Origin of the sequence: Collinsella aerofaciens (assembly GCF_015556945.1) — a bacterium.
In the GTDB taxonomy this organism is placed as follows: Bacteria; Actinomycetota; Coriobacteriia; order Coriobacteriales; family Coriobacteriaceae; genus Collinsella; species Collinsella aerofaciens_AO.
On record NZ_JADNNH010000005.1, the window covers coordinates 57,377 to 81,514 of the forward strand.

At 61.4% G+C, this 24,138-nt stretch carries 24 protein-coding genes; all 24 read left to right on the forward strand.

Annotated features, from left to right (window positions below; all coding sequences use genetic code 11):
• Positions 1-145: 145 nt before the first annotated feature.
• Positions 146-1,093, forward strand: coding sequence for an isopentenyl-diphosphate Delta-isomerase (locus I2F59_RS02540; RefSeq protein ID WP_055286308.1), 948 nt, complete (start codon positions 146-148; stop codon positions 1,091-1,093).
• Between the two features lie 241 nt (positions 1,094-1,334).
• Positions 1,335-2,792, forward strand: a complete 1,458-nt coding sequence (locus I2F59_RS02545; RefSeq protein ID WP_229065294.1) for an SLC13 family permease — start codon at positions 1,335-1,337, stop codon at positions 2,790-2,792.
• Positions 2,793-2,934: 142 nt separating this feature from the next.
• Complete coding sequence (locus tag I2F59_RS02550; protein ID WP_195445310.1) at positions 2,935-4,422, forward strand: UbiD family decarboxylase; 1,488 nt, start codon at positions 2,935-2,937, stop codon at positions 4,420-4,422.
• A 33-nt stretch (positions 4,423-4,455) separates the two neighbouring features.
• Entirely contained in the window at positions 4,456-5,034 is a 579-nt protein-coding gene (locus tag I2F59_RS02555) for a UbiX family flavin prenyltransferase (protein ID WP_195503141.1), read from the forward strand.
• 91 nt (positions 5,035-5,125) lie between these two features.
• The gene (locus I2F59_RS02560) at positions 5,126-5,992 is read left to right on the forward strand and encodes a MerR family transcriptional regulator (protein ID WP_195503142.1); all 867 of its coding nucleotides are present in this window, start codon (positions 5,126-5,128) and stop codon (positions 5,990-5,992) included.
• Positions 5,993-6,168: 176 nt separating this feature from the next.
• Positions 6,169-7,038, forward strand: a complete 870-nt coding sequence (locus I2F59_RS02565; protein ID WP_195503143.1) for a hypothetical protein — start codon at positions 6,169-6,171, stop codon at positions 7,036-7,038.
• Positions 7,039-7,117: 79 nt separating this feature from the next.
• Positions 7,118-8,011 (forward strand): aldose 1-epimerase family protein, encoded by an 894-nt coding sequence (locus I2F59_RS02570; protein ID WP_195503144.1) that lies wholly within the window; start codon positions 7,118-7,120, stop codon positions 8,009-8,011.
• 280 nt (positions 8,012-8,291) lie between these two features.
• Complete coding sequence (locus I2F59_RS02575; RefSeq protein ID WP_117821443.1) at positions 8,292-9,218, forward strand: transporter substrate-binding domain-containing protein; 927 nt, start codon at positions 8,292-8,294, stop codon at positions 9,216-9,218.
• 9 nt (positions 9,219-9,227) lie between these two features.
• Entirely contained in the window at positions 9,228-10,376 is a 1,149-nt protein-coding gene (locus I2F59_RS02580) for an amino acid ABC transporter permease (protein WP_195503145.1), read from the forward strand.
• A 22-nt stretch (positions 10,377-10,398) separates the two neighbouring features.
• A complete protein-coding gene (locus tag I2F59_RS02585; RefSeq protein WP_138375234.1) occupies positions 10,399-11,184 on the forward strand; it encodes an amino acid ABC transporter ATP-binding protein in 786 nt (261 codons plus the stop codon).
• A 72-nt stretch (positions 11,185-11,256) separates the two neighbouring features.
• A complete protein-coding gene (locus I2F59_RS02590; RefSeq protein WP_195503146.1) occupies positions 11,257-12,672 on the forward strand; it encodes a M20/M25/M40 family metallo-hydrolase in 1,416 nt (471 codons plus the stop codon).
• A 228-nt stretch (positions 12,673-12,900) separates the two neighbouring features.
• Positions 12,901-13,968: a peptide chain release factor 1 gene (gene prfA / locus I2F59_RS02595; RefSeq protein ID WP_055252487.1), complete on the forward strand. Its 1,068-nt coding sequence runs from the start codon at positions 12,901-12,903 to the stop codon at positions 13,966-13,968.
• A gap of 597 nt (positions 13,969-14,565) precedes the next feature.
• Positions 14,566-15,816 (forward strand): N5-glutamine methyltransferase family protein, encoded by a 1,251-nt coding sequence (locus I2F59_RS02600; RefSeq protein WP_055286325.1) that lies wholly within the window; start codon positions 14,566-14,568, stop codon positions 15,814-15,816.
• Positions 15,817-15,884: 68 nt separating this feature from the next.
• Positions 15,885-16,070 carry a type II toxin-antitoxin system HicA family toxin gene (locus I2F59_RS10060; protein WP_082421878.1) on the forward strand — a complete coding sequence of 62 codons (186 nt, stop codon included), beginning with the start codon at positions 15,885-15,887 and terminating at the stop codon, positions 16,068-16,070.
• A complete protein-coding gene (locus I2F59_RS02610) occupies positions 16,037-16,528 on the forward strand; it encodes a type II toxin-antitoxin system HicB family antitoxin (RefSeq protein WP_195503147.1) in 492 nt (163 codons plus the stop codon). Before I2F59_RS10060 ends, I2F59_RS02610 begins: the two co-directional genes overlap by 34 nt.
• Before the next feature lie 134 nt (positions 16,529-16,662).
• Positions 16,663-17,406 (forward strand): L-threonylcarbamoyladenylate synthase, encoded by a 744-nt coding sequence (locus I2F59_RS02615; RefSeq protein ID WP_195503148.1) that lies wholly within the window; start codon positions 16,663-16,665, stop codon positions 17,404-17,406.
• Positions 17,407-17,419: 13 nt separating this feature from the next.
• Positions 17,420-18,961 (forward strand): glycerol kinase GlpK, encoded by a 1,542-nt coding sequence (gene glpK / locus I2F59_RS02620; protein WP_055286328.1) that lies wholly within the window; start codon positions 17,420-17,422, stop codon positions 18,959-18,961.
• 123 nt (positions 18,962-19,084) lie between these two features.
• Positions 19,085-19,732, forward strand: coding sequence for a uracil phosphoribosyltransferase (gene upp, locus I2F59_RS02625; RefSeq protein ID WP_195503149.1), 648 nt, complete (start codon positions 19,085-19,087; stop codon positions 19,730-19,732).
• A gap of 283 nt (positions 19,733-20,015) precedes the next feature.
• Positions 20,016-20,327 carry a hypothetical protein gene (locus I2F59_RS02630; protein ID WP_055286330.1) on the forward strand — a complete coding sequence of 104 codons (312 nt, stop codon included), beginning with the start codon at positions 20,016-20,018 and terminating at the stop codon, positions 20,325-20,327.
• 3 nt (positions 20,328-20,330) lie between these two features.
• Entirely contained in the window at positions 20,331-21,134 is an 804-nt protein-coding gene (atpB, locus tag I2F59_RS02635; RefSeq protein WP_022094263.1) for a F0F1 ATP synthase subunit A, read from the forward strand.
• A gap of 124 nt (positions 21,135-21,258) precedes the next feature.
• Complete coding sequence (locus I2F59_RS02640; protein ID WP_022094262.1) at positions 21,259-21,453, forward strand: ATP synthase subunit c family protein; 195 nt, start codon at positions 21,259-21,261, stop codon at positions 21,451-21,453.
• 15 nt (positions 21,454-21,468) lie between these two features.
• Positions 21,469-22,071 (forward strand): F0F1 ATP synthase subunit B, encoded by a 603-nt coding sequence (atpF, locus tag I2F59_RS02645; RefSeq protein ID WP_055286332.1) that lies wholly within the window; start codon positions 21,469-21,471, stop codon positions 22,069-22,071.
• A complete protein-coding gene (locus tag I2F59_RS02650) occupies positions 22,061-22,537 on the forward strand; it encodes a F0F1 ATP synthase subunit delta (protein WP_195503150.1) in 477 nt (158 codons plus the stop codon). The genes atpF and I2F59_RS02650 overlap by 11 nt, the downstream gene beginning before the upstream one ends.
• A complete protein-coding gene (atpA, locus tag I2F59_RS02655; RefSeq protein ID WP_035138794.1) occupies positions 22,537-24,135 on the forward strand; it encodes a F0F1 ATP synthase subunit alpha in 1,599 nt (532 codons plus the stop codon). Before I2F59_RS02650 ends, atpA begins: the two co-directional genes overlap by 1 nt.
• Positions 24,136-24,138: the final 3 nt, after the last annotated feature.

Here is a 24,138-nt window from a genome sequence, read left to right on the forward strand (position 1 = left end):
TCGCATGAATAAGCGGGATTCAATCCCTGCAACTCTAACAGAATGTGACAAAGGGGCAGTCCCTTTGTCACATGGAGGGCTTGCCTGTATAGTCGCAATACAGGCGAAGATGGTCTCAGGTACATCGCGGGCGGCAGGAGATCCCATGGGTATGCACACGACAAAGGTTGCAGTGGGCGAGGGCAAGTTTGCGCTCGAGGCCCAGCTGACGGTGACGCCGCGAGGCATGGCGGTGTACGCCTGCTCGCCGGAGTTTGCGCACCTGGGCGCCACGGCGCAGGCCATTCCGCGCCCCGAGCCCGGCCGTACGGCAACGGTGAGCATCCTGGCCGTTCCGTGCCATCGAGACGAGATCCCGGCGCACGATATCGCGGCGGCGCTGGCCACGCGCTTTGGCGTGCCGGTAGTTGCAAGCACGGGTTTTCATGTTGAACAAGCGAGCGGTGACGACCTGCAGCGCGTGCTCGACACCACCAAGGAGCTCATCGCCGCGCTCGAGGAAGCCGCAGCCCGCATTCTGCGCGCCGGCTGGGATGAGGGCGGTGCGGGCGCCGAGGTCGTGGCGGTCGATGCTGCGACCGGCGAGGCGCTTGGCCCCGTCGACCGCATCGAGGCCCATGCTGGTGAGGGCATCCTGCATCAGGCATTTCTGACGCTTTTGGTCGAGGGCCGGGGCGAAGACGCGCGCCTGCTGCTCTGTCGCCGCAGTCCGCTCAAGCGCCTGTGGGGCGGGGTGCTGGCCGATAGCTGCGCCGGCCATCCGCTCCCCGGGGAAGACGTCGCGGCCGCCACGGCGCGCCGCATCAACGAAGAGCTCGGCATTACGCGCGAGCCCGATCAGCTCAAGCACCTCGGACACGTGGTGTACCGCGAGGACCACGGCGACGGTCGCTGCGAGTGCGAATGGTGCGAGGTCTACCTTGCCCATGTTGAGCCGGGCGAGCTGCATATCAACCAAGAGGAGATCTCGGAAGTGCGTCGCGTGGCTCCGTCCGAGCTCAAAGGCTACCTGCAGGGTCACCCCGAGCAGCTGGCCCCCTGGCTCCGCGAGGCCCTCGGCGACCCATTCATCCGCACGGCCCTCGCTATGTAAAAAAGACAGTCCCTTTGCCACATCCAAACCGTCACAACATTCGGCGAAAATCTCGAAAACGAGGAAAAGCGTCGAATGTTGTGACGGTTTTTGTCTAGGGAATCGCTTCTCATCCAAAAAATCCGCTTGACTGTATTGCCGCAACACAGCGCAACGTAAGGGGTGTCCGATAACGGGCGCCCCTTTTTAAGCGGCAACATGGCTGCGAATTCGGAGCGCCCCCAACAAGAAAGGTGGGGAGATGGAAGCGGAAAAGAAGGCGTTTAAGATCACCAAGCGCGAAATTGGCTTTGTGCTGGGTATCGTTGTCTTTTTGCTGGTGAAGTTTCTTCCTTTGGCGGAGCTGAGCTCGACGGTCGAGCTCACGGTCGGCGGTCAGACCTGTCTGGCACTGACGCTCGCCACGGTGGTGTTCTGGGCATGCGGCGTGGCACAGCCGGGCTTTGTGGGCCTGCTCTACTGCGCACTGCTCGTCCTGTTCAAGGTGTGCGTGGACGACACGGGCGCCGCGAGCATCTCGGCGACGGTCGCCTCCACGTTTAGCTCGTGGACCAAGGCCACCATGTGGCTCGTCATCGGCGCCTACCTCATCGCCAGCGCGGTCAAGGAGTCGGGCCTGGGCGAGCGCATCGCCTACGCGTTCATGCTCAAGTTCGTGCGCGACGCCAAGTCGCTCATCATCTCGATCTTCGCGCTCACCTTTGTGCTGTCGCTGCTGATCCCGCATCCGTTCCCCCGCGCCTTCCTCATCCTCGCCGTCGTCTCGGTCATCGCCGAGTCCGCCGGCTACGGTGACGACGACAAGGGCAAGCTCGGCTTCCTCGTGTTTGCCGCTGCCGCCCCGGGTTCCATGTTCTTCCTGACGGGCGACTCCACGCTTAACCCGCTCGTTGCGCAGTACAGTGCCGAGGCCGGCGGCATGAGCCCGTCCTTCGTCGACTGGTTCCTGTACATGAGCGTGCCTATGCTGGTTGCGCTGCTGTGCACCCTGTTCCTGGGCCTTTTCCTCTTTAAGCCCAGCAAGGAGCTCGTCTACGATCGCGAGCAGATCGTGGCCAAGCAGGCCGCGCTCGGCAAGCTCTCCGTCAAGGAGATCCGCACCATCGTGTGGCTTGTCATCGCCATCGCGCTGTGGCTCACCGTCTCGGGCGACTATATCGGCTGGGTCACCCTGGCCATTGGCGTTGCTCTCGCCATGCCCATCATCGGCGAAGTCCTCACTCCCGCCAGCTGGAACGCTGTCGACATCAAGTCCCTCATGTTCCTGACGGCCGCCATGGCCGTGGGCTCCGTGGGCGGTGCCACCGGCATGAACGCCTGGATCGCCGACGTCGTGCTCCCCAGCTCCGTGCCTGAGAACATCTTCCTGTTCGCCCTGCTCGTCGCCGCGCTTTCCATGATCATCCACATGTTCATGGGCTCGGTCATGGCCGTGCTCGGCGTGTGCGTGCCGGCATTTATCAGCTTTGCCGCCGGCTCCAGCGTGAGCCCACTCGCCGTGGCGCTCATCGTCTTCACGTCCATCAACATCCACTACATCCTGCCGTTCCATAACCTGCCGATCCTTATCGGCGAAGGCAAGGACGCCGGCGGCTACACCTCCAAAGAGGCTATGCGCATGGGCATCCCCCTCACCGCGGTCGTCTTTGTCGTCGTGCTGGTCGAGGCCGCCTGGTTCCACCTCTTTGACCTGATGTAAGCGGTCGAGCGCCCCGGCTGTAAGCAGCCAAGCGCTTGAACTTCGAGTGGTCGAGCGCTCCATTTGTGAGCGCCGCGGCCCCATTACGTTACCCCGTCCGGCGGCACCCCGTCGCCGGACACTCTCCCGAAAGGAGTACGCCATGTCCACTACCGATGCTTCCCAGATCCACGACCTGCGTTCCGCGCTCGACTTTTTGCGTGAGATGCCGGGCCAGCTGCTCGAGACCGACACCCAGGTCGATCCCGATGCCGAGGTCTCGGGCGTCTACCGTCACGTCGGTGCTGGCGGCACCGTCATGCGCCCGACCAAAGAGGGTCCGGCGATGGTCTTCAACAACGTCAAGGGCTTTGACGACGCCAAGGTCTGCATCGGTATGCTTGCCAGCCGCAAGCGCGTTGCCGCCCTGCTCGACCTGGACGAGGAGCACCTGGGCCTCGAGATCGGCAAGCGCTTCGAGAACCTGATCGCCCCCGAGCAGATCGCCGAGGGCAAGCACGTCGACTGCCAGGAGGTCGTGTACAAGGCGACCGACGAGGGCTTTGACCTGCGCAAGATCGTTCCCGCTCCCACCAACACGCCCGTTGACGGCGGCCCCTACATCACCATGGGCCTCGCCTATGGCACGAGCCCCGATGGCACCCAGTCCGACGTAACCATCCACCGCTTCTCCTGCGTCGACAAGGACAAGCTCGCCATGTGGATCACCCCGGGCAGCCGTCACCTGGGTGCGTTCTTTGACGAGTACTGCCAGCGCGGCGAGGATATGCCCATCTCCATCTCCATCGGCCTGGACCCCGCCGTGTACATGTGCTGCGGCTTCGAGGCTCCCACCACGCCGCTCGGCTTCAACGAGCTGCAGATCGCCGGCGCCCTGCGCGGCCGCGCCGTCGAGCTTGCCGACTGCGTCACCGTTCCGCAGAAGTGCATTGCCAATGCCGAGTACGTGCTCGAGGGCTACCTCATGCACGACGAGACCATCAACGAGGATGTCAACGGCCACGGCTACGCCATGCCCGAGTTCCCCGGCTACACCGGTGGCGCCAAGGTCTGCCCGGTGATCAAGATCACCGCCGTCACCACGCGCGTCAACCCCATTATGGAGAGCTGCATCGGCCCTTCGCACGAGCACGTGTCCATGGCCGGTATCCCCACCGAGGCCTCCATCTACAAGATGGTCGAGACCGCTATCCCGGGCCGCCTGCTCAACGTTCACGCCGCTCCCTGCGGTGGCGGCAAGTTCGTTGCCATCATGCAGTTCAAGAAGTCGAGCAAAAATGACGAGGGCCGTCAGCGCAACGCCGCCATGCTCGCCTTCTCGGCGTTCTCCGAGCTCAAGCACGTCATCCTTGTCGACGAGGATGTCGACATCTTCGATATGAGCGACGTGATGTGGGCCATGACCACGCGCTTCCAGGCCGACGTGGACCTCATCACCATCCCCGGTTGCCACTGCCACGTGCTCGATCCGTCCAACGACCCCGCGTTCGATCCTTCGATCCGCGAGCACGGTATCGCCTGCAAGGCCATCTTCGACTGCACGGTTCCGTTTAACCTCAAGAAGAACTTCATCCGCTCGCAGTTCATGGAGATCGACAAGGACAAGTGGGCCGCCGAGCTCGCCTTCTAGTAAGTAGCCCTACCAAGTAGTTAAGGAGTTGTCATGCCTGAGTCTTCTGTTCGTCCCCGTCGCATTGTCGTTGGCGTGTCTGGCGCCAGCGGTGCGGCACTGGGCCTTGAATGCCTCAAATGCCTGCGCCAGGCCGGCGCTGAGTCGGCGCTTGTCGTCACGCGCGGGGGAGAGATCACCATCGAGCAGGAGCTCGGCATGACGCTCGACGAGTTTGCGTGCTATGCCGATGTGGTCTACGACAACAAGAACATTGGCGCTGCCATCGCAAGCGGCACCTATCCGGTCGACGGCATGATCGTGGCTCCCTGCTCCATGAAGACGCTCGCCGGCATCGCGAGCGGCTACAGCGAAAACCTGTTGCTGCGTGCGACCGATGTGCAGATGAAAGAGCAGCGCCGCCTGGTGCTTATGGTGCGCGAGACGCCCTTCAGTGCGATCCATGTCGACAACATGGCACGCCTGGCGCGCGTGCCGGGTGTCATGCTCATGCCGCCCATGCTCACGTTTTACAACGGCCCCGCCACGCTCGATGAGGCGGTGCATCACATCGCCGCCAAGGCACTCGAGGCCGTCGGCGTGTCGTGCGCCAACTATAAGCGCTGGTCATAGGCATCTTTAGGGTAGGATACGAGTAGTGTTTGAGCCCGCTGCCCCTGTGGGCGGCGGGCTTTTCGTGTCAAAGGGTGTGTCGGGAGGACCTATGCAGACGGGTATGTATGCGATTAGCGAGATGGCGAGCTTGTTTAACGTTTCGCGCCAAACGCTCATCTACTACGACAAGATCGGTCTGTTTAAACCCGCCGTGGTTAACGAAAAAGGCTACCGTTTCTATTCGCCCACGCAGATCCCGCTCATGCGTCTGATCTGCATGCTGCGCGACTTGGGACTGGAACTCGATGAGATCGATCGCCTGACCTCGACGTTCGACATTGGAGAGATGACCGATCACCTGCGCTCGCGGGTGCAGGCGCTCGACGAGCAGATTGCCGGGCTCAAAGCCGAGCGCGCGAGCGTGCAGGAGCGGCTGAGTTTTTACGACGAGGCGGTCTATTGGCGCGAGCGCGAGGGCAAACCGGAGCTCAAGCAATTCGAGCGCCGCTACGTGGTCTTTGAGGAGTTCCCGAGCGATATCGAGCGTGGCCGCTCGATGCTGCACCCCACGCTCATGCGGGCGATTCTGCGCATGCGTGCGCTCACGGGCACACGCCCCATGCGCGGTTGGGGCGCCATGCTGCGTTGCGAGGCGCTGCATTCCGACGACCCCATCGCCGGTGCCGGTTCCTTTGCCGTGTTGCCGCGTGGTGCCGAGGAAATACTGCCGAGCGATCCTGCCGAGCTGGCGGAGATTGGCGTCGAGGTGCTGCCCGAGGGCAGGTACCTGTGCATGAGTCGCTGGGGCATGCCGTACGAGCCCGAGGGTATCCGCGCCATCGTGGCCTGCATGGACAGGCACGCGCTCCAGCCCATCGGCAATGCTTTCGATTTTTGCTACCTGGACACCACGAGCTACGACGAGTCTCACCAAGAGGACTTCTGCTGTATCCAAATCCCCGTCGCCCTCAAATAACTTGCGGTGAAATAGTCCCTAAATAGCTCGAGTGGGCGTGCAAACAGGAACTATTCCACCGCAACTTCGATGCGACAAAGGAGCAGTCCCTTTATCGCATTCCGTGCGAGCTCCAGCGCCATCTGCGGGTATAAGGCTAACAAGTGTTTATTTGCGAGGCCTAAGGGGCGCCCCGTATGGATATCGATAACTTTGAATGGTGGTATAGCGAGGGCGAGGCTCCGGACGAGGAGTGGGACGAGCCCGCGTCGCGTGACGTGTCGAGCGACGAGGACGAGACCGGCAACGATGCCGCTGTCGAGCCTGATGCCGCCTCCGATGCCGCCGAGCCCCTGACCTTTGAGCAGGCTTGGGCCCAAGCCGAGGTCGATGAGGCTAAGGCCGATGCCACGGCCACACTCGGTGAGCCGGCGGACATGTCCATCTCGCCGGCAAAGATCCCGCAGCCGCGTCACACCATCGACCCCGACAGCACGGCATCCTTCAGCATTCTCGACGTGCCCGCGCAAGGCGCCCAGGCGCCTGCGCCCACACATCGCCCCGACCTGGCTCGTGAGGAAGACGCGGGCCGCCGTTCTCCGCTCGGCCCCATCCTCATCGCCTTCATGGCCGGCGTTATCGCCTGCTCGGCAATCGGTAGCGTTTGGAGCCATGTCGAGCAGCAGCGTCAAGACGCCGCCAAGGTCGAGATGTCTGTCGAGCAATCGCTCAGCCGCACGCGCTCGGTACATGTGTCGGTCGAGGTCAAGGACGGCGCGATGTGGGACACCGCGCGTGGCGACAGCCAAATGCTCATCCACATCGTGGGGCGTACGCTCAAAGGGCAGACGATTGACGAGTATCAATACGTCAATTCCGCTGGTGACGGCATCGAGCTCAAGCCCGGCGACTACGAGCTCACCGTCGACGAACCGCCCGTCGCCACCGACGGCACGCGCTTCCGCGCCTCAAAGCGCATGGTTCCCGTGAGCTTTAACTCGCAGGCGCCCGATACGGTCGATAGCACTCCGCAGGGCGGGTTTGACCTTTACGCTATTGCTCAATAACTGCGCCTGTCGCTCAACCCCGCCGCCAAGAGTGGGACAATAGCCCTCGACACTATTGTTTACTTTTGGAGGAAGTAGCATGTCTACCGTCACTACCATCAAGCGCGGCAGCCTCACCGCGGCCATCGATTCCATGGGCGCCCAGCTCACGAGCCTTGCCCTCAACGGCAACGAGTATCTGTGGCAGGGCGACCCCGCCTTTTGGGGCAAGCATGCGCCCATCCTGTTCCCCATTGTGGGCTCGCTGCGCAACAACACGGCGACGTCTGCGGCTGGCACCTGCGAGATGCCGCGCCACGGCCTCGCGCGCATCGTCGAGCACAAGCTGGTCGAGGTTTCGGAGGACGGCTCCTCGGTAACGTACGAGATCACCGATACGCCCGAGTCGCTCAAGGCGTTCCCGTTCCACTTTAAGCTCAACATGACCTATGCCTTGACCGGCGACGCCACCCTCACGCAGACCTTTGCCGTCACCAACACCGGCGACGTGGACCTGCCGTTCTCGGTGGGCGGCCACCCCGCGTTTAACGTACCGGCTCCCGGCGCCGAGGACGAGGCATTCGAGGATTACGAGCTGGCGTTTACCGAGGCTTGGACCAATGAGGCTCCCATCATCACGCCCGACGGTCTTATGACGTTCGAGGGTAGCTACAAGGCTCCCGATAACTCGGACGTGCTGCCCATCACGCACCGCAGCTTCGATAACGATGCCATCATGTTCACCGATACCCCGGGCTCCACGCTCACACTGCGCGGCCGCAAGTCGGGCCATGGCGTCAAGATCGACTTTGAGGGCTTTAAGTACATCGGCGTGTGGTCTGCCGCCAACGACGCTCCGTTTGTGGCGCTCGAGCCCTGGACCGGTCACACCACCATGGACACCGAGGACGACGTCTTTGAGCACAAGGTCAACACCATCACCTTGGCTCCCGGCGCTACCGATAAACGTAGCTTTAGCGTCACCCTGCTCTAGAGGTTCCGCCGTTCTAATGAACGGCGGGCCGGTCGATGCTGCGCGCCGTCCAGAGCGATAATTTGTCATTCAAAAGGCACGGCATGACCAGAAGGTCTATGCCGTGCCTTTTTCATGCCAACTTGTTCGCTTTGGGCGGCGCTCGCTGGCATTGCCAAAACATCGACGTTCCCAATGACTACCGCGTGTCTATTAATTTTTCGCGCACATGCCGCGCTGCTGGTTGCGGGCGTATATCCTGTTAAGTCGTCAGCATACGATTCAACAGGGAAGGCAGATTATGCATTCTCCCCATCAACGCGACGCGCATCCACAGCCGGTATGCAGCCGTCGCATCTTTTTGGGTAGTGCTCTCGCTGCGAGCGCTTCTGTCGTCGCCGGCGCACTTGCCGGTTGCCAGCGCCCCTCCACGCTGGAAGTAGTTCAGCCCACGACGGGTGGCGGTCGCGACGACCTGTCCGATTCCGTTATCGGCAAGGATAAGATCCGCATTGGCATGGAGGCGGCCTACGCCCCGTACAACTGGCAGGTCTCCGAGGCCAGCGAGTACACCATCCCCATCGACAACGTGCAGGGCGCCTATGCCGACGGTTACGACGTGCAGATCGCCAAGATCGTCTGCAAGGCCCTCGGCGGCGAGCCCGTTGCCGTCAAGCAGAGCTTCTCGGGCCTTATCGATTCGCTCAACAACGGCCAGATCGACCTCATCATCGCCGGCATGAGCGCCACGCCCGAGCGCGAGGAGTCCGTCGGCTTTTCCGACCCGTACTTTATCGGTTACTTTGGCCTGTTCGTAAAAGAGGGCTCGCCCTATCAGAATGCGACCAAGCTCAGCGACTTTAGCGGCGCAACGGTCCTCGGCCAAAAGGACACCATGCTCGATACCGTCATCGACGAGATCCCGGGCGTTGTCCACAAAAACCCGGTCGACTCGGTCCCCACGGTGTTTTCGAATCTGCTGCAGGGCACGTGCGACGCCGTGACCTACAACACTGAGAACGAGAAGGGCTATATGGCCCAAAACCCGGGTATCGTGCCGATTCAATTTGCCGAGGGCGAGGGCTTTAAGCAGGAGGTCACGGCAAACGTCGGCTGCCGCAAGGGCTCGGACAAGCTGCTTAAGCTCATCGACAAGACACTCAAGGGCATTAGCCAAGAGGAGCGCGACCAAATGTGGGACGCGTGCCTCGACCGTCAGCCGGCATAGGGAGGCAGCATGAAAACCATTAATCGCCTGGCCTCCTTTATCAGGGCCGACCACCGTTATGTATACCTGGGCACGAGCGTTATCGCGGCGCTCGGCCTGGCGTTTAGCCAGCGCAACCCCACGCCGCTGAGCTTCTTGGCCCCCACGGGCGTGTTCCAAGATTGCCTTTGGGCGATCCTGTGGGCGTGGCTCGTCGTGTCGGCGGCGGCGCTGGTCACCAAGCTTATGCACTGGAACGACTATCGCGAAAAGTCGCCGTTTGCTTCCGAGCGCTTCCGTCGCGGCGCGCGCCTGGGCAGTTATGTTGTCGTTGCTATTGCGGCGATCTTCTTTGTCGACCGCTGCGTCATGTCGTTTATCGACCTGGTGCAGGTGAGCATTGTCTCGGATTCCAACCCCAGCGACTTTTTGTCGAGCCTGGTCTACATGACCTACAAGAGCGGCGACTTCTTCATCCGCGGCATCGAGATCACCATCGCGCTTGCCACCTTCGGCACCGTCATCGCATTCTTCCTGGCGCTGCTCTTTGTGTTCCTGCGTATTCAGACCTTCGACCGCGTGGACAACGACCTGGTGCGCTTCTTTAAGAGTATCGGCCGCGGCTTTGCGACCATCTATTCCACCATCGTGCGCGGTACGCCCATGATGGTCCAGGGCCTACTCATCTATTACGCGGGCTTCACCGTTTTGCGCGGCATGGGCTTCGAGACCGCCCAGGCCAACCAGATCTGGAGTACCTTCACCGCCGGCCTCGTCACCATCTCGCTCAACTCCACCGCCTACATGATGGAGGTCCTGCGCGGCGGCATCGAGTCCATCGATCCCGGTCAGGCCGAGGCGGCGCGCTCGCTGGGTCTTTCGCAGTGGCAGGCTATGCGCAAGGTCGTGTTCCCCCAGGGCATTAAAAACGCGATTCCGGCGCTCACCAACGAGCTCATCATCAACATCAAGGATTCGTCGGTGCTCTCGGTCATCGGCGTGTTTGACCTCATGTACGCTACCACCACCGTCGCCGGCGTGTACTACCGCCAGATGGAGGTCTACTGCGTGGCACTCGTGGTCTACCTGATCTTGACGCTCGTGGCGAGCCGCCTGCTCGAGGCCTTTGGCAAAAAGCTCGGCGCCGAGGCTCCGGTCACGCTGCCCAGCTCCAACTAGGCTCAAGACGAGGAGAATCATCATGGCAGATACCACTACCACCGGCGCTGTGGCCGCCGCACAAACTAAAGAGTCGCTCATCCGCGTCGAGGGCCTGCGCAAGAGCTTCGGCTCGCTCGAGGTACTCAAGGGTATCGACTTGTCCGTCAATCCTGGCGAGGTCGTCACCATTATCGGCGCTTCGGGTTCGGGTAAATCGACCTTTCTGCGCTGCCTCAATCTGCTCGAGACCCCGGACGCGGGCCATATCTGGTTCCATGGCCAGGACCTCACGGCCGAGCGCTGCAACATTAACAAGCTGCGTGAGGACATCGGCATGGTGTTCCAGGGCTTTAACCTGTTCAACAACATGGACGTGCTCGACAACTGTACGCTCGCGCCCGTCACGCTCAAAAAGATGGGCAAGGTCGAGGCTGAAAAAATTGCGATGGAGCATCTGACGAGCGTGGGACTCGAAAAGTTCGCGCACGCCGCCGTGGGTCGCCTGTCCGGCGGCCAAAAGCAGCGCGTGGCCATCGCCCGCGCCCTGTGCATGAACCCGCAGATTATGCTGTTCGACGAGCCGACCTCCGCACTCGACCCCGAGATCGTGGGAGAGGTGCTCGAGGTCATGCGCAAGCTCGCTGCCGACGGCATGACCATGGTCGTCGTCACGCACGAGATGGCCTTTGCCCGCACGGTGTCCGACCGCGTGGTCTTTATGGACAAGGGCGTGGTGCTCGAGGACGCCGCTCCGGCCGAGCTCTTCGGCAACCCCAAGCACCAGCGCACCCGCGAGTTTCTCTCGCGTTATCTCGAGGACAAATAACCGACCGCAAACGCTTATGTGGCAGGGCCGCTCCGGTGGGGCGGCCCTCGTCATCACGATCGAAAGGACGTTATGGCCGAGGTTTGGCGCTTCTTTGCGCATGAGGATGATTTTGCCGATTTGGACAAGGCCGGCGCATGCGAGCGCCTGAGCCGCGTGCTGTCGTTTCCGACCATTTCGAGCATGGATGCCGAGGCGGTGGACTGGCAGCCGTTCGACGACCTGCGCGCCTATATGCAGCAGGCGTGGCCGCGCGTGTTCGCGGCGGGCGAGGTCGACCTTATCGACCATTCGCTATTGGTGACGCTTAGCGGTTCCGACCCTGACCTCAAGCCCATTATGCTCATGGGCCACATGGACGTGGTTCCCGTGGTGCCGGGTACCGAGGCCGACTGGACGCACGACCCCTTTAGCGGGCACGTGGACGACACCTACATCTGGGGCCGTGGAGCGATCGACATGAAGGACCAGGTCGCAGGCATTCTCGAGGCTGTCGAGTATGCGCTGGCGCACGGTTGGCAGCACGAGCGGACGCTGCTCCTGGCCTTTGGCCAGGACGAGGAGACGACGCAGTGCGGCGCAGGCGCCATCGGCCGCGCGCTCGAGGAGCGCGGTGTTGAGCTCGAGTTCCTGATCGACGAGGGCGACTACCGCATCGTTTCGGATGCCGAGTACAGCGCGGGCGAGGGTTGGCTCATGCACGCCGACCTCGCGGAGAAGGGCTATGCCGACATTGTGCTCAAGACAAAGAGCGCGGGTGGACATTCTTCCAACCCCTACGGCGGCACGTCGCTCGAGGTGCTTAGCCGTGCCATCACCGCAATCTGCGATATCGAGTGGCCGACGCGCGTCACGGACCTGCTTGCCGCACAGCTCGTCGAGCTGGGGCTTTACACGGCCGATGAAATTGCCGCCAACGGGGGCGCCATTGTCCGCGATTGCCTCGCCAGCAAGAAGCTCTATCCGCTCGTGACCACCACCTGCGCGCCCACGCAGGTCGAGGGTGGCAGCACCGGCGCCAACGTAATGCCGCAGGATATGTGGGCCAATATCAATTTCCGTATGCTCGAGGGCACGAGCGTGGCCGATGTCGTGGCCCGCTGCCGCGTCGCCGTTGCCGAGGCGGGGCTCGCCGACCGTGTCGAGGTCGAGCTCGGCCCCGGCAGCTCCGAACCCTCGCCGTCTCCGCGCATCGGCGGACCGGGACTCGAGGCGGTTCGCTCCATCGCCGCCCGCTATTTCCGTGATCCAAAGGGGACGGAGGAAAACGGATCATCCGAGCCGTTGGCGATTGTCCCCTCGACCGTGATCGGCGCGACCGACGCTGCCAACTACCAGCGCATTTGCTCCGAGTGCATTCGCTTCTCGGCCTTTGTGGTCGACGATGACGAGTGCGATCGCGGCGTCCACGGCACCAACGAGCGCATTACCCGCCGCGCCTACCTCCAGGGTGTCCGCTTCCTCGTCGCCCTGATCCATACGCTTTAGAATCCGACAAAGGGACTGTCCCTTTGTCGGATTCCGTGCGGGTTATATGCAGGTTTGCCTGCGCACGCTATCATATATGGGTTAGACCGCAACTATGTACCCCATACGCGAAGGGATGCGCATGTATCTGAAGATCGACATGCTCTAGCTGGACTTACCCCCGCAGCGGCGCCCCGCGCCCCATCAATTCTGCCGATTTTCGCCTTCACGCATATAAAGGAGTCCGTCATGCGCGACAAGCTCGAAAAGATCATCAAGGCCTACGAGGAGCTCGAGAAGAAGCTTTCCGACCCGGCCGTCGCCTCCGATATCAAGGAGTTCACGCGTCTCAACAAGGAGTACGCGCACCAGTCCGACCTCATTGCCGCCTCGCGCGAGTACATCGGCGCGCTCGATGACATCGAGGCTGCCAAGGAAATGCTGCACGATACCACCGATGCCGATGAGAAGGAGATGCTCCAGATGGACATCTCCGAAAACGAGGCCAAGCTTCCCCAGCTCGAGGAAGACATCAAGTACATGCTCATCCCGAGCGACCCCAACGACGACAAGAACACCATCGTCGAGATCCGCTCCGCCGCCGGTGGCGACGAGGCGGCCATCTTCGCCGGCGATCTGTACAAGATGTACCAGCGCTTTTGCGAGTCGCGCGGCTGGAAGACTACCGTGCTCGATTCCAGCCCCAGCGAGGCCGGTGGCTTTAAGTCCATCGAGTTCAAGGTCGAGGGCGACCGCGTCTACTCCGTCATGAAGTTCGAGTCCGGCGTGCACCGCGTCCAGCGCGTTCCCAAGACTGAGTCCCAGGGCCGCATTCAGACCTCCACGGCTACCGTCGCCGTACTTCCCGAGGCCGAGGAGATCGACGTCCAGATCAACCAGTCCGACCTGCGCATCGACACCTACTGCGCCTCCGGCCCTGGCGGTCAGTGCGTTAACACCACCTACTCCGCCGTGCGCATCACCCACCTGCCCACCAACACCGTGGTGCAGTCGCAGGAGCAGCGTTCCCAGATCCAGAACCGCGAGGTCTGCATGCAGATGCTGCGCGCCCGTCTGTACGAGATGGAACTCGAGAAGCAGCAGGCCGAGCTCGGTGCCGAGCGCCAGAGCCAGATTGGCCACGGCAACCGTTCCGAGAAGATCCGTACTTACAACCAGCCCCAGGACCGCGTGACCGATCACCGTATCGGCTTCAACTCCACCTACAACGGCGTCCTTCTGGGCGATCAGCTCGGCACCGTCATCGAGGCACTTGCCGCCGCCGAGCGAGCCGAGAAGCTGGCACAAGCAGTTTAGGTTACGCGGTTTTACCAAACCGCGTAACGGCTCGACGCTGCGCGCCGCCCAGAGCGACAATTTGTCATTCAAAAGGCGAGGCATGACCAGAAGGTCTATGCCTCGCCTTTTTCATGCCAACTTGTTCGCTCTGGACGTCGCTCGCTGTCCGTCCTCTACCTGCGGCGTTCTCTTGGGTAGTCATTGGGGACGTTCTTAAATGACTAGGTTGAGTAAATTGCTATTCGAGTTTATTTAATCTGCTTTGTTAGAAATTAAGCAATTTAACTGCTTAAAGCAATCAACGGCGTTTATCTGCTATCGATAATAATGCTCAAAAAATCGTCCGAGAAGTCGCAGTGCATTTTTTGATGCGTCGCACGTCAAGTGATTTGGCAAGTTCTTGGTTAGATATTGGTCAGTTTTGGGTCAACCTTGCCAAAAGCTTGACGAATGCAAATCTAGACGTCGGCGAATGAACATTTCAGGCAGGTTCCAAGCAAAATTCTGGGCTGATTCTCGATAATCGCCTTCAATCGCCCCTTGCCAAGCGCTGGCCTCGCGTACAATCTGCTCCGACATTCGCGCGCCATCCGGCGCTTAAGAGGGGAGGGCCCCATGGCAAACGAGATTTGGACCATCAAGCGTTGTCTCGAGTGGACCAAGGAGTACCTGGCCGAGCGCGGCGAGGAGCACCCCCGTCTTTCTGCCGAGTGGCTGCTCTGCGCTGCCACGGGTTTGGCACGCATCGACTTATATATGCGCATGGACGAGACGCTTAACGCGGCTCAGCTCGAGACCATGCACGCGGCCGTTGTTCGTCGCGCTAAAGGTGAACCGCTGCAGTACATCACCGGCAGCACGCAGTTTCGCATGATCGACGTCACGTGCGCCCCCGGCGTGCTCATTCCGCGTCCCGAGACCGAGATGCTCGTCGAGGAAGTCCTCAATTATCTGGATGCCGAGGTGCTGAGCCCCGAGGCTGCTGCCCGTCAGCGTGTTGAGCTGCCTTGGAACGATGAGGTCGAGCAGGCTCGCAAGGCTGAGGCCGCGCTGGCAGACGAACGCGCGACCGCCGAGCGCCGTGCCGCCAACCTGACGGCCGCCGATGAGGCTGCGCTGGGTAGCGACGTGCTCGGCAGCCGTGCCTATGCCGAGGAGCTGGCCGACCGCGAGGCCGAGGAAGCCGCCGCGCAGGCAGCAGAAGCCGAAGCCGCGGAAGCCGCCGAGTCCGAGCTCGACGAATACGGCATCGCCATCGAGGGTGCCGGCCAGGAGACGGCTTCAGCTCAGGATGCCGCTGCGCCTGCTCCAGCCGAGCCCCGCACTGCCCGCGTTCTCGAGGTCGGCTGCGGCACGGGCTGCATCTCGCTCTCCCTTGCCTGGGAGCGTCGCGGCCACGTTACCTGCACCGCCACCGATATCGAGCCGCGCGCCATCGATCTGGCCACCAAAAACCGCGACGCCCTCGGCCTCACGGCAGATGAGGTTGCCTTTAGCCTCACCAACCTGGTGAGTTCCATTCCCCACGACGAGTGGGGCACCTTCGACGTGCTTGTCTCCAATCCGCCCTACATTCCGACCGACGTCATGCGCTCACTGCCGCACGAGGTCAAGGACTTCGAGCCCGACCTGGCGCTTGAGGGCGGCGCCGACGGCCTCGATATCTTCCGCCGCCTGCTCAATGCGGCGCCTTACATGCTGCGCGCCGGCGGCCTGTTTGCCTGCGAGCTCTACGAGGGTGCCCTCGACGCCGCCGCCGAGCTCTGCCGCCAGGCAGGCCTTTCGGACGTGCGTATCGTTCACGATCTCACCGATCGTCCCCGCATCGTTCGAGCCATCGTCACCGAGCCCAAACAGCGCCAGTAATATTTATTAACTGGTTAGCAAAAATTATAAAATAGTTTATAATTAGGACGGCTGAAAGAGGTCGGCCCATGCAACCTCCTACCTTTCGGGAAATCATTGCCCTACTCAAGCACGATGGATTCGTGAAGGTCGCGCAAGTCGGTAGTCATGCTAAGTATGTTTCTGGTGACCGTGTTGTCACCGTGAACGGCTCTGGTGGTGATCGACCAAAGAAGGGCACGTGGGCAAGTATTCGTCGCCAAACTGGATGGTAGTTGGAGGCAAAATGAGGCAGCGATTTACCTATGACTGCGTTCTCATAAAAGAAGACGACGGTTACTGCGCCAGCTTCCCGCAGATTCCCGGCGCCTTTGCCGATGGCGATACACGCGAAGAAGCGATTGCCCATGCCACCGAGGCGCTGATGGCGTTTTTGGCCGACGACCTCAACAACGGTTTGACTCCGGCAGGGTACGAACACTCGGCCGAGGTCGTGGCCCTTTCAGTCGAAATCGACCACGAGGACGCTCGGGAAGCGGCGTGCCGAACATTTAAAGACGCAGCGCTGGACCTCAAAGTCTCCGCTCCGCGGATTACCGCGCTGGTCAAAGCCGGAAAGCTCGATGTTGAACTCGTCGACGGCCGTCGGATGATAACGATAGACAGCATCGAGCGCTACGCCGCCCAAAAACGCCACGCCGGCAGGCCAAAGAAGTTCGTCGCAGTCCAATAACCCCCTCACTTTCACCGACTACTAGAGCCGCTCACCAAACCAACATGCGCTCTGGGCAAATAGGTTGAATGTTTCGTGCGAGAATGCCCCTCAGTAAACAAACTTGCACCAGAGCGTAAGGGGCTGGCATACACATGCAGACGGTCTATCGGGTATACGAGGGAGCGCGCGAGCCGCATCGGCTTGCCGTCGAGCGCACGGCCGAGGTGCTCGGCCGCGGTGGCCTGGTCTTGATCCCGACCGAGACCGTCTACGGTGTCGCCGTGGCAGTCAACGCCTTCTCCGATGCCGTTCCCCAAGATACAAGCGAATCCTTGTTGTGGCCGCGCGATCCGCATGCCACCGTTAACGGCGCCGCGGTCCCTGCGCTCGGTACCGGCTACCGCCGTATCTTCACTCTCAAGCAACGTGAGCTCACGCAAACCGTCGCTTGGCTGGTCGATGGCGTCGAGGCACTCGACCGCTATGGCGTGGATATCCCGGAAGATGCCCGCGTACTTGCGCGACGATGCTGGCCGGGAGCCCTGACTATCGTGGTCAAGGCGGCTCCCTGCGTGCCGACCTTTATGCGTGCTGCCGACGACACCGTGGCCCTGCGCGCGTCGGCCTCTCCCGTGGTCCAAGCGCTCATCCGCGCCTGCGGCAGTCCCCTTGCCTGCACGAGCGCCAACACACACGGCGCGCCCTCGCCGGCAAGTTTTGCCGCCGTCGAGGGTCGCATCCTGGAGGGGGTCGATGTTGCCGTCGACGCCGGCGAGACCCCGTGTCGCGACGCCTCGACCATCGTGTCGTTCCAGCACGGCGGGCTCCAGATCCTGCGCCAAGGCGCACTTCCCGCATCAGAGATCGAACGGGTCCTGTCCGACCCGATGCAATAGAAAGGTGTAAGCGATGTCGTTGAATCTGGGCAGCCTGGGCATGGAAGATGCCTCGTTTAACTTTGGCGGTTCCTACATCATGGCGCTCGACTGCGGCACCACCTCGGTACTTGCGACCATCGTCGACGAGTACGGCTGCATCGTCGCGCAGGCACGTCGTAGCGTCAAAACCAGCTTCCCGCGTCCCGGTTGGGTAGAGCAAGACCCCATGGCGGTCCTTGCCAGCCAGATCGCCGTCATGATGGAAGTCCAGTTTAAGAGCGGCATCCACTCCGACCGCATTGCCGCCATCGGCATCTCCAACCAGCGCGAGACCACGGTGGTCTGGGACCGCGTGAGCGGTCAGCCGATCTATAACGCCATCGTATGGCAGTGCCGCCGTACCGCGCCGGCAATCGACGCGTTGGTTGAACAGGGTTACGAGGAGCTGGTGCGCTCCCGCACGGGACTCACGCTCGACCCGTATTTCTCGGCCTCCAAGGTGCAGTGGATTCTCGACAACGTCGACGGCGCACGCGAGAGCGCGGCGGCGGGCGACCTCATGTTCGGTACCATCGACACCTGGCTCATCTACAACCTCACCGGCGGCCAGGTCTTTGCCACCGACTACACCAATGCCAGCCGCACGGCACTCTTTAATATCCATACGCTCGATTGGGACGACGACCTGCTGGCACTTTTTGACGTTCCACGTTCCATGATGCCCGAGGTTCGCTGGAGCTCGGGCGACTACGGCCGCGTCGCGAGCGACATCATGACCAACATGCCACCCATCATGGGCGTGGCGGGTGACCAGCAGGCGTCGCTGTACGGCCACTGCTGTTTCCGTCCCGGCCAGACCAAAAACACCTATGGCACGGGCTGCTTTATGCTCATGAACACCGGCGACGAGATTGTCGAATCCAAGAATGGTCTGGTCTCCACCATCGGTATCGCCGCGGACGGCAAGATCAGCTATGCACTCGAGGGCTCCATCTTTGCTGCCGGCTCCACCATGAACTGGCTTCGCAACAACATGGGCATCATCTCGAGCGTGAGCGAGTCGGCACAACTCGCCGCTTCGATTAGCGACAACGAGGGCTGCTACTTCGTTCCCGCCTTTGCGGGTTTGGGCGCTCCCTGGTGGGACCCGCATGCCCGCGGTATCGTGTGCGGCCTGACCGGCGCCTCGAGCCGTGCGACTATCGTACGTGCCGCCTGCGAATCCATGGCATATCAGAGCTACGACGTGCTGCGCGCCATGGAGCAGGACGTGGGGCTTTCGATCGAGCGCCTGTCTGTCGATGGCGGTGCCTCGCGCAACGAGTTCATCATGCAATTCCAGGCCGACCTGCTGGATATCCCCGTGCTGCAATGCGAGACGGTGGAGACCACGGCAATCGGTGCCGCGTACTTGGCGGGTCTTGCCGTCGGCTATTGGGAAGACCTGGAAGAGCTGGAGCAAAATGCCCAGATCGTTAGGACCTTCCTTCCCCACATGTCCGCCGAGCGCCGCGAGCAAAACCTTGCGGGCTGGCGTGATGCAGTCAGGCGCTCGCTCAGTACCGCACAGTAGGGCCGCGATGGGCTGCTCGATACAACAAACCGCTAAACTAATGCACGGCGCGCGGCAACAACATCGCCATGCGCCTTGTCAGCAAGGCCATCTTCCGGCCGCAACGAAAGGGGCAATCAACCCATGACCGTCACCTACGATGCGTCCCGTGTGACGCTTGTCGATCATCCGCTCGTCCAGCACAAGCTGTCGATCCTGCGCGACAAAAACACCGGCACCAACCAGTTCCGCCAGCTCGTGCGCGAACTCGCGCTTTTTGGCGGCTACGAGGCCATGCGCGACCTGCCTATGGAAGACGTCGAGGTCGAGACCCCCATCACTACCGCCACGTTCAAACAGCTCGCCGGCAAGAAACTCGCCATCGTGCCCATCCTGCGTGCGGGCCTTGGCATGGTCGACGGCATTCTCGACCTGGTGCCCTCCGCTCGCGTAGGCCACATCGGTATGGAACGCGACGAGGTTACCCATGAGCCGCATGAGTATTACTGCAAGATGCCCAAGGATATCGACCAGCGCATCTGCCTGGTCGTCGACCCCATGCTCGCCACGGGCGGTTCGGCCGAGATGGCCATCAGCTACCTGCGCGAGCGCGGTGTCAAGGACATCCGCATGCTGTGCATCGTCGCTGCCCCCGAGGGCCTCAAGTCGCTGACCGAGAAGGACCCAGATGTGCATATCTATACCTGCGCTATCGATGACCATCTCAACGAGGCTGCCTACATCGTTCCCGGCCTGGGCGACGCCGGCGATCGCATCTACGGCACGCTCTAGTCGCTGGGCTAAGACGGCCGCGGCTGCAAATAGGAAGAAATGGTGCGCGCGGGCAAGTAGAAGACGCCTGTGCGCACCTTTAGTTAATGGACGTTTTGCCCTGCAGGGTTCGAGAAAAACGTATTACCGTACCTGCGGCATAAAGAAGGTCTTAAGAAAACGAACAGGTGCGTATTAACCGATGCTTTTTCGGTTGTACTTTAGCGATTGGCTCGTACAATAGTCACCAATGTTTGGCGGGAACTGTTCTGTGAGGCGTTAAAAAAGGAAAGTGAGGACGCCAATGTTTCAGATAGCCGATCTGCTCGCTATCGTTGCAGGCGCCATCGCGGGCGCGGTCGCCTTTCTTCCCTTTGTCTTTACGCTCAAGCCGGTTCTTGACGATAAGCAGAATGCGGACATGCTCAAGGGTATGGTGAGTCTGGCGGTCTCGGCGATCGCCCTGCTCGTCTTTACCTTGGTTGTGTTTGTGTTGTTCGGAGAGGCATTTCGCATGTTCCTCCTGGGCGAGGCGATCGGCTTCGTGGCCTTTATGGCCGCCTGCACGGTTCGTGTCGCCAAGGCGCTGCGAGATCCTCATGAGGTCGAAAGGTAAGTCGTGGAAATTTTTGAAAAGCTGCCTGATGAGATTAATCATCTGGTCAGCGAGTTCAGCTCCACCCCTGTCGTGGGCGATCTAAGCTGCGGCATCACGCAGTACTCGTTTTGGCTGATCGTCTCCACGATCGTGCTCCTGATCGTCCTGGCCGTGTTCAAGAAGAAGCAGACCCTGGTTCCCAAGGGCTTCTTCGTCAACGGTTTCGAGTACATCATCGAGTACGTCGAGAACGATATCGGCAAGGGCGTCGTGGGTGAGAACTGGAAGAAGCACTTCCCGTTCCTGTGCTCGCTTTTCCTGTTCATCCTGATCAATAACATGATCGGCCTGATCCCGGGAATGAAGCCCGGCACCGGCGCAATCGGCTCCACCGCCGCGCTCGCCATCTTCGCCTTCGTGTACTTCATCTACTACGGATGCAAGGCTCACGGCGTTATCGGCTACATCAAGAGCCTCGCCCCGCAGGGCGTGAGCTTCCCGATGAACGTGCTCGTGTGGGTCGTCGAGCTCTTCTCGACCTTCCTGCGCCTCATCACGCTCGCCGTCCGTCTGTTCTGCAACATGTTCGCAGGACACGTGGTCATGGGTTCGTTCGCCATCATGGCGAGCATGTTCATGCAGCCGCTGCTTCAGCAGGTTTCCGCGGCCCACGCCGTCGGCGCCCTGCCTTCGCTTGCCTGGCTTGCCATCCTCATCCTGATCTACGCGATCGAGCTTGTGGTCGGCGCCATCCAGGCTTACGTTTTCACGGTCCTTACCGCCGTGTATGTCTCCGAAGCAGAGGAGGTCGCGGAGGAGGAGTAATCTTCCGTTCGCGCCTTAAAGGTAAGGCAATTCGTTAAACCGCCGGTGCCCGTACCCATGGAGCCCGGCAGTTATAAAAAGGTTATCCTGCGTGAAATAAGACACGCACGACAAAGGAGGAATCGTGGGAGTTATCGGTTACGGTCTCGGTGTTATCGGCGCTGGTCTTGCTATCGGCCTGTCTGCTCTGGGTGCTACGGGTGCTATGGCCCGTCAGCCTGAGGTCCAGGGCCGCGTGTTCACCGTCTTCATCATGGGCTCCGCCTTCGGCGAGGCTCTGGCTCTGATCGGCTTCGTTGTCGCGCTGATCGTTAAATAGCACGGAGCGTCAAGTATGAATCTTTCATCCCAGAAGAGCGCGATCGCACTCTCCGCGTCCGCGGCCGCGCTGCTCATGCCGGTTTCCGCGTTCGCCGAGGACGGCGCCGCCGGTGCGGACATCCTCATCCCTAAGATGGCGGAGTTCATCCCGGCGCTTATCGCCTTCCTGATTATCTGGATCGTGCTGGCCAAGGTCGCCCTGCCGGGCATCATGAAAACCATGGAGGAGCGCGGCAAGAAGATCGAGGAGAGCCTCGACGAGGCCGAGAAGACCAAGCAGGAGGCCATCGCCAAGCGCGCTGAGTCCGACTCGATCGTCACCGACGCCCGTCGCCAGGCTGCCGACATCGTTCTCGAGGCCCGTAAGGACGCCGAGTCCGAGCGCGCCCGTATCATCGAGGCTGCTCACAAGGAGGCCGAGGAGATCATCGCCAAGGCCCATACGACCGTCGAGGACGAGCGCAAGTCCATCTACGCCGGTGCCGCGAGCTCCATCGCCGACCTGTCCGTTGCCGTCGCCACCAAGATCGTGGGCGAGGCACTCGAGGACGAGTCCGAGCAGAAGAAGCTCATCGAGCGCTACATCCAGGAAGCAGGTAGCCTGAATGCCGACTAGCCGCTATCAGGACAAGGTGCTCGAGACCTATGCGCACTCCCTTTTGGAAGCCGCCAAGGCCGAGAACCATGTGTTCGAGGACCTCGAGATGATCGAGCGCCTGGCTTCTGCCAGCCCCGAGATCATCGCCGTGCTCGACACCATGTCCAAGCGCGACCAGCTCGACCTGCTTCCCAAGGTGGCAGCTGCCTTTAAGTATGTTGCCGAGGAAGACGAGGATGTAGTGGGCGTGACCGTCACCACGGCGATCCCGCTCGACGACGAGCTGCGTCAAACCATCACTAAGAAATGCGAGCAGGACTTCGGCCGCAAGGTATTCCTTATCGAGCAGGTCGACCCGTCTATCGTGGGCGGCCTGGTGCTCGAGGCCCGCGGCGAGCGTCGTGACATTTCCGTCAAGACGCAGCTGCGCATCGCGCAGGAGACCCTCGCAAACTCTGCTAATTCGTACGGAGGTGAAGCCTAATGTCCGAAACCCTCAATGCCCAGGATATCGCCAAGAAACTGCAGGAGCAGCTCACGAGCCTCTCCGCGACGGTCGATACGCATGAGGTTTCAACGGTCGACGAGGTAGGCGACGGCATCGCGCGCGTCTCCGGCCTTAAGAGCGCCATGGCAGGCGAGCTTCTGGAGTTCAAGAGCTCCGATACCGGTGAGACCGTCTTCGGCCTTGCCCAGAACCTTGACCGTGACGAGGTCGGCGCCGTTCTGTTCGGTGCCGTCGACTCCATCAAGGAAGGCGACGAGTGCCGCACCACTGGCCGCATTATGGATATCCCCGTGAGCCGTGCCATGCTCGGTCGCGTCGTCAATCCGCTCGGCCAGCCCATCGACGGCCTGGGCGACATCGTCGCCACGCACCGTCGCCCCATCGAGTTCAAGGCCCCCGGCGTCATCGATCGTACCCCGGTGTGCGAGCCGGTTCAGACCGGCCTGTTGGCCATCGACTCCATGGTGCCTATCGGCCGTGGTCAGCGTGAGCTCATCATCGGCGACCGTAAGACCGGTAAGACCGCCATCGCCATCGACGCTATCCTCAACCAGCGCGGCAAGGGCATGGTCTGCATCTATGTCGCCATCGGCCAGAAGGCCTCCACGGTTGCCAACATCCGTGAGACCCTCGCTCAGCACGGTGCGCTCGACTACACCATCATCGTTTCGGCCACTGCTGCCGATTCCGCCCCTATGCAGTACATCGCGCCTATGGCCGGTGCCGCTATTGGCGAGTTCTTCATGTACAACGGCGAGGACGGCAAGCCCGCCAGCGAGACCAACCCCGGCGGCCACGTGCTCGTCATCTACGACGACCTGTCCAAGCAGGCTGTGGCCTACCGTCAGATGTCGCTGACGCTGCATCGTCCGCCCGGACGCGAGGCCTATCCTGGCGACATCTTCTACCTGCACTCTCGTCTGCTCGAGCGTGCCGTCAAGATGTCCAAGAAGAACGGTTACGGCTCCATGACGGCACTGCCGATCATCGAGACCCAGGACGGCGACGTCTCGGCCTACATTCCGACCAACGTCATTTCCATTACCGATGGTCAGATCTACCTGCAGTCCGAGCTCTTCTTCCAGGGTCAGCGCCCGGCAGTCGACGTGGGTATCTCCGTGTCCCGCGTCGGTGGCGATGCGCAGACCAAGGCCATGAAGCAGGTCGCCGGCAACCTCCGTCTGGACCTCGCTTCCTATCAGGAGCTCGCTGGCTTTACGCAGTTCGGCTCCGACCTCGACGAGGCCACGCAAAAGCAGCTTACCCACGGCGCTCGCATGACTGAGCTCCTTAAGCAGCCGCGCTACAAGCCGTTTGAGGTTGGCGAGCAGATCGTTACGCTGTTCGCTGGCAACGAGGGCTTCCTGGATGACCTGGAGATTGCCGACGTGCTGCCTTTCCGTGCCGAGCTCATCGAGTACATGGACAATGGCTTTGGCTCACTGCTCGACAAGGTTCGCGCCAAGAAGATCGATGATGACACCAAGGCTGAGCTCTTGCGCGTCATCGGCGACTTCAAGCAGCAGTTCATGGCCAAGCACCATTCGGATGTTTCTGGATCAGAGGAGAACTAAGCC

Excerpts from the sequence above, each read along its gene's own strand:
- glpK (WP_055286328.1), top strand. The coding sequence starts at position 17,420 with ATGTCGTTGAATCTGGGCAGCCTGGGCATGGAAGATGCCTCGTTTAAC.
- I2F59_RS02540 (WP_055286308.1), top strand. The coding sequence starts at position 146 with ATGGGTATGCACACGACAAAGGTTGCAGTGGGCGAGGGCAAGTTTGCG.
- I2F59_RS02550 (WP_195445310.1), top strand. The coding sequence starts at position 2,935 with ATGTCCACTACCGATGCTTCCCAGATCCACGACCTGCGTTCCGCGCTC.
- I2F59_RS02590 (WP_195503146.1), top strand. The coding sequence starts at position 11,257 with ATGGCCGAGGTTTGGCGCTTCTTTGCGCATGAGGATGATTTTGCCGAT.
- I2F59_RS02615 (WP_195503148.1), top strand. The coding sequence starts at position 16,663 with ATGCAGACGGTCTATCGGGTATACGAGGGAGCGCGCGAGCCGCATCGG.
- I2F59_RS02560 (WP_195503142.1), top strand. The coding sequence starts at position 5,126 with ATGCAGACGGGTATGTATGCGATTAGCGAGATGGCGAGCTTGTTTAAC.
- I2F59_RS02545 (WP_229065294.1), top strand. The coding sequence starts at position 1,335 with ATGGAAGCGGAAAAGAAGGCGTTTAAGATCACCAAGCGCGAAATTGGC.
- atpA (WP_035138794.1), top strand. The coding sequence starts at position 22,537 with ATGTCCGAAACCCTCAATGCCCAGGATATCGCCAAGAAACTGCAGGAG.
- I2F59_RS10060 (WP_082421878.1), top strand. The coding sequence starts at position 15,885 with ATGCAACCTCCTACCTTTCGGGAAATCATTGCCCTACTCAAGCACGAT.
- I2F59_RS02555 (WP_195503141.1), top strand. The coding sequence starts at position 4,456 with ATGCCTGAGTCTTCTGTTCGTCCCCGTCGCATTGTCGTTGGCGTGTCT.
- I2F59_RS02580 (WP_195503145.1), top strand. The coding sequence starts at position 9,228 with ATGAAAACCATTAATCGCCTGGCCTCCTTTATCAGGGCCGACCACCGT.
- I2F59_RS02630 (WP_055286330.1), top strand. The coding sequence starts at position 20,016 with ATGTTTCAGATAGCCGATCTGCTCGCTATCGTTGCAGGCGCCATCGCG.
- I2F59_RS02585 (WP_138375234.1), top strand. The coding sequence starts at position 10,399 with ATGGCAGATACCACTACCACCGGCGCTGTGGCCGCCGCACAAACTAAA.
- I2F59_RS02650 (WP_195503150.1), top strand. The coding sequence starts at position 22,061 with ATGCCGACTAGCCGCTATCAGGACAAGGTGCTCGAGACCTATGCGCAC.
- atpF (WP_055286332.1), top strand. The coding sequence starts at position 21,469 with ATGAATCTTTCATCCCAGAAGAGCGCGATCGCACTCTCCGCGTCCGCG.
- I2F59_RS02570 (WP_195503144.1), top strand. The coding sequence starts at position 7,118 with ATGTCTACCGTCACTACCATCAAGCGCGGCAGCCTCACCGCGGCCATC.
- I2F59_RS02565 (WP_195503143.1), top strand. The coding sequence starts at position 6,169 with ATGGATATCGATAACTTTGAATGGTGGTATAGCGAGGGCGAGGCTCCG.
- prfA (WP_055252487.1), top strand. The coding sequence starts at position 12,901 with ATGCGCGACAAGCTCGAAAAGATCATCAAGGCCTACGAGGAGCTCGAG.
- I2F59_RS02600 (WP_055286325.1), top strand. The coding sequence starts at position 14,566 with ATGGCAAACGAGATTTGGACCATCAAGCGTTGTCTCGAGTGGACCAAG.
- upp (WP_195503149.1), top strand. The coding sequence starts at position 19,085 with ATGACCGTCACCTACGATGCGTCCCGTGTGACGCTTGTCGATCATCCG.
- I2F59_RS02575 (WP_117821443.1), top strand. The coding sequence starts at position 8,292 with ATGCATTCTCCCCATCAACGCGACGCGCATCCACAGCCGGTATGCAGC.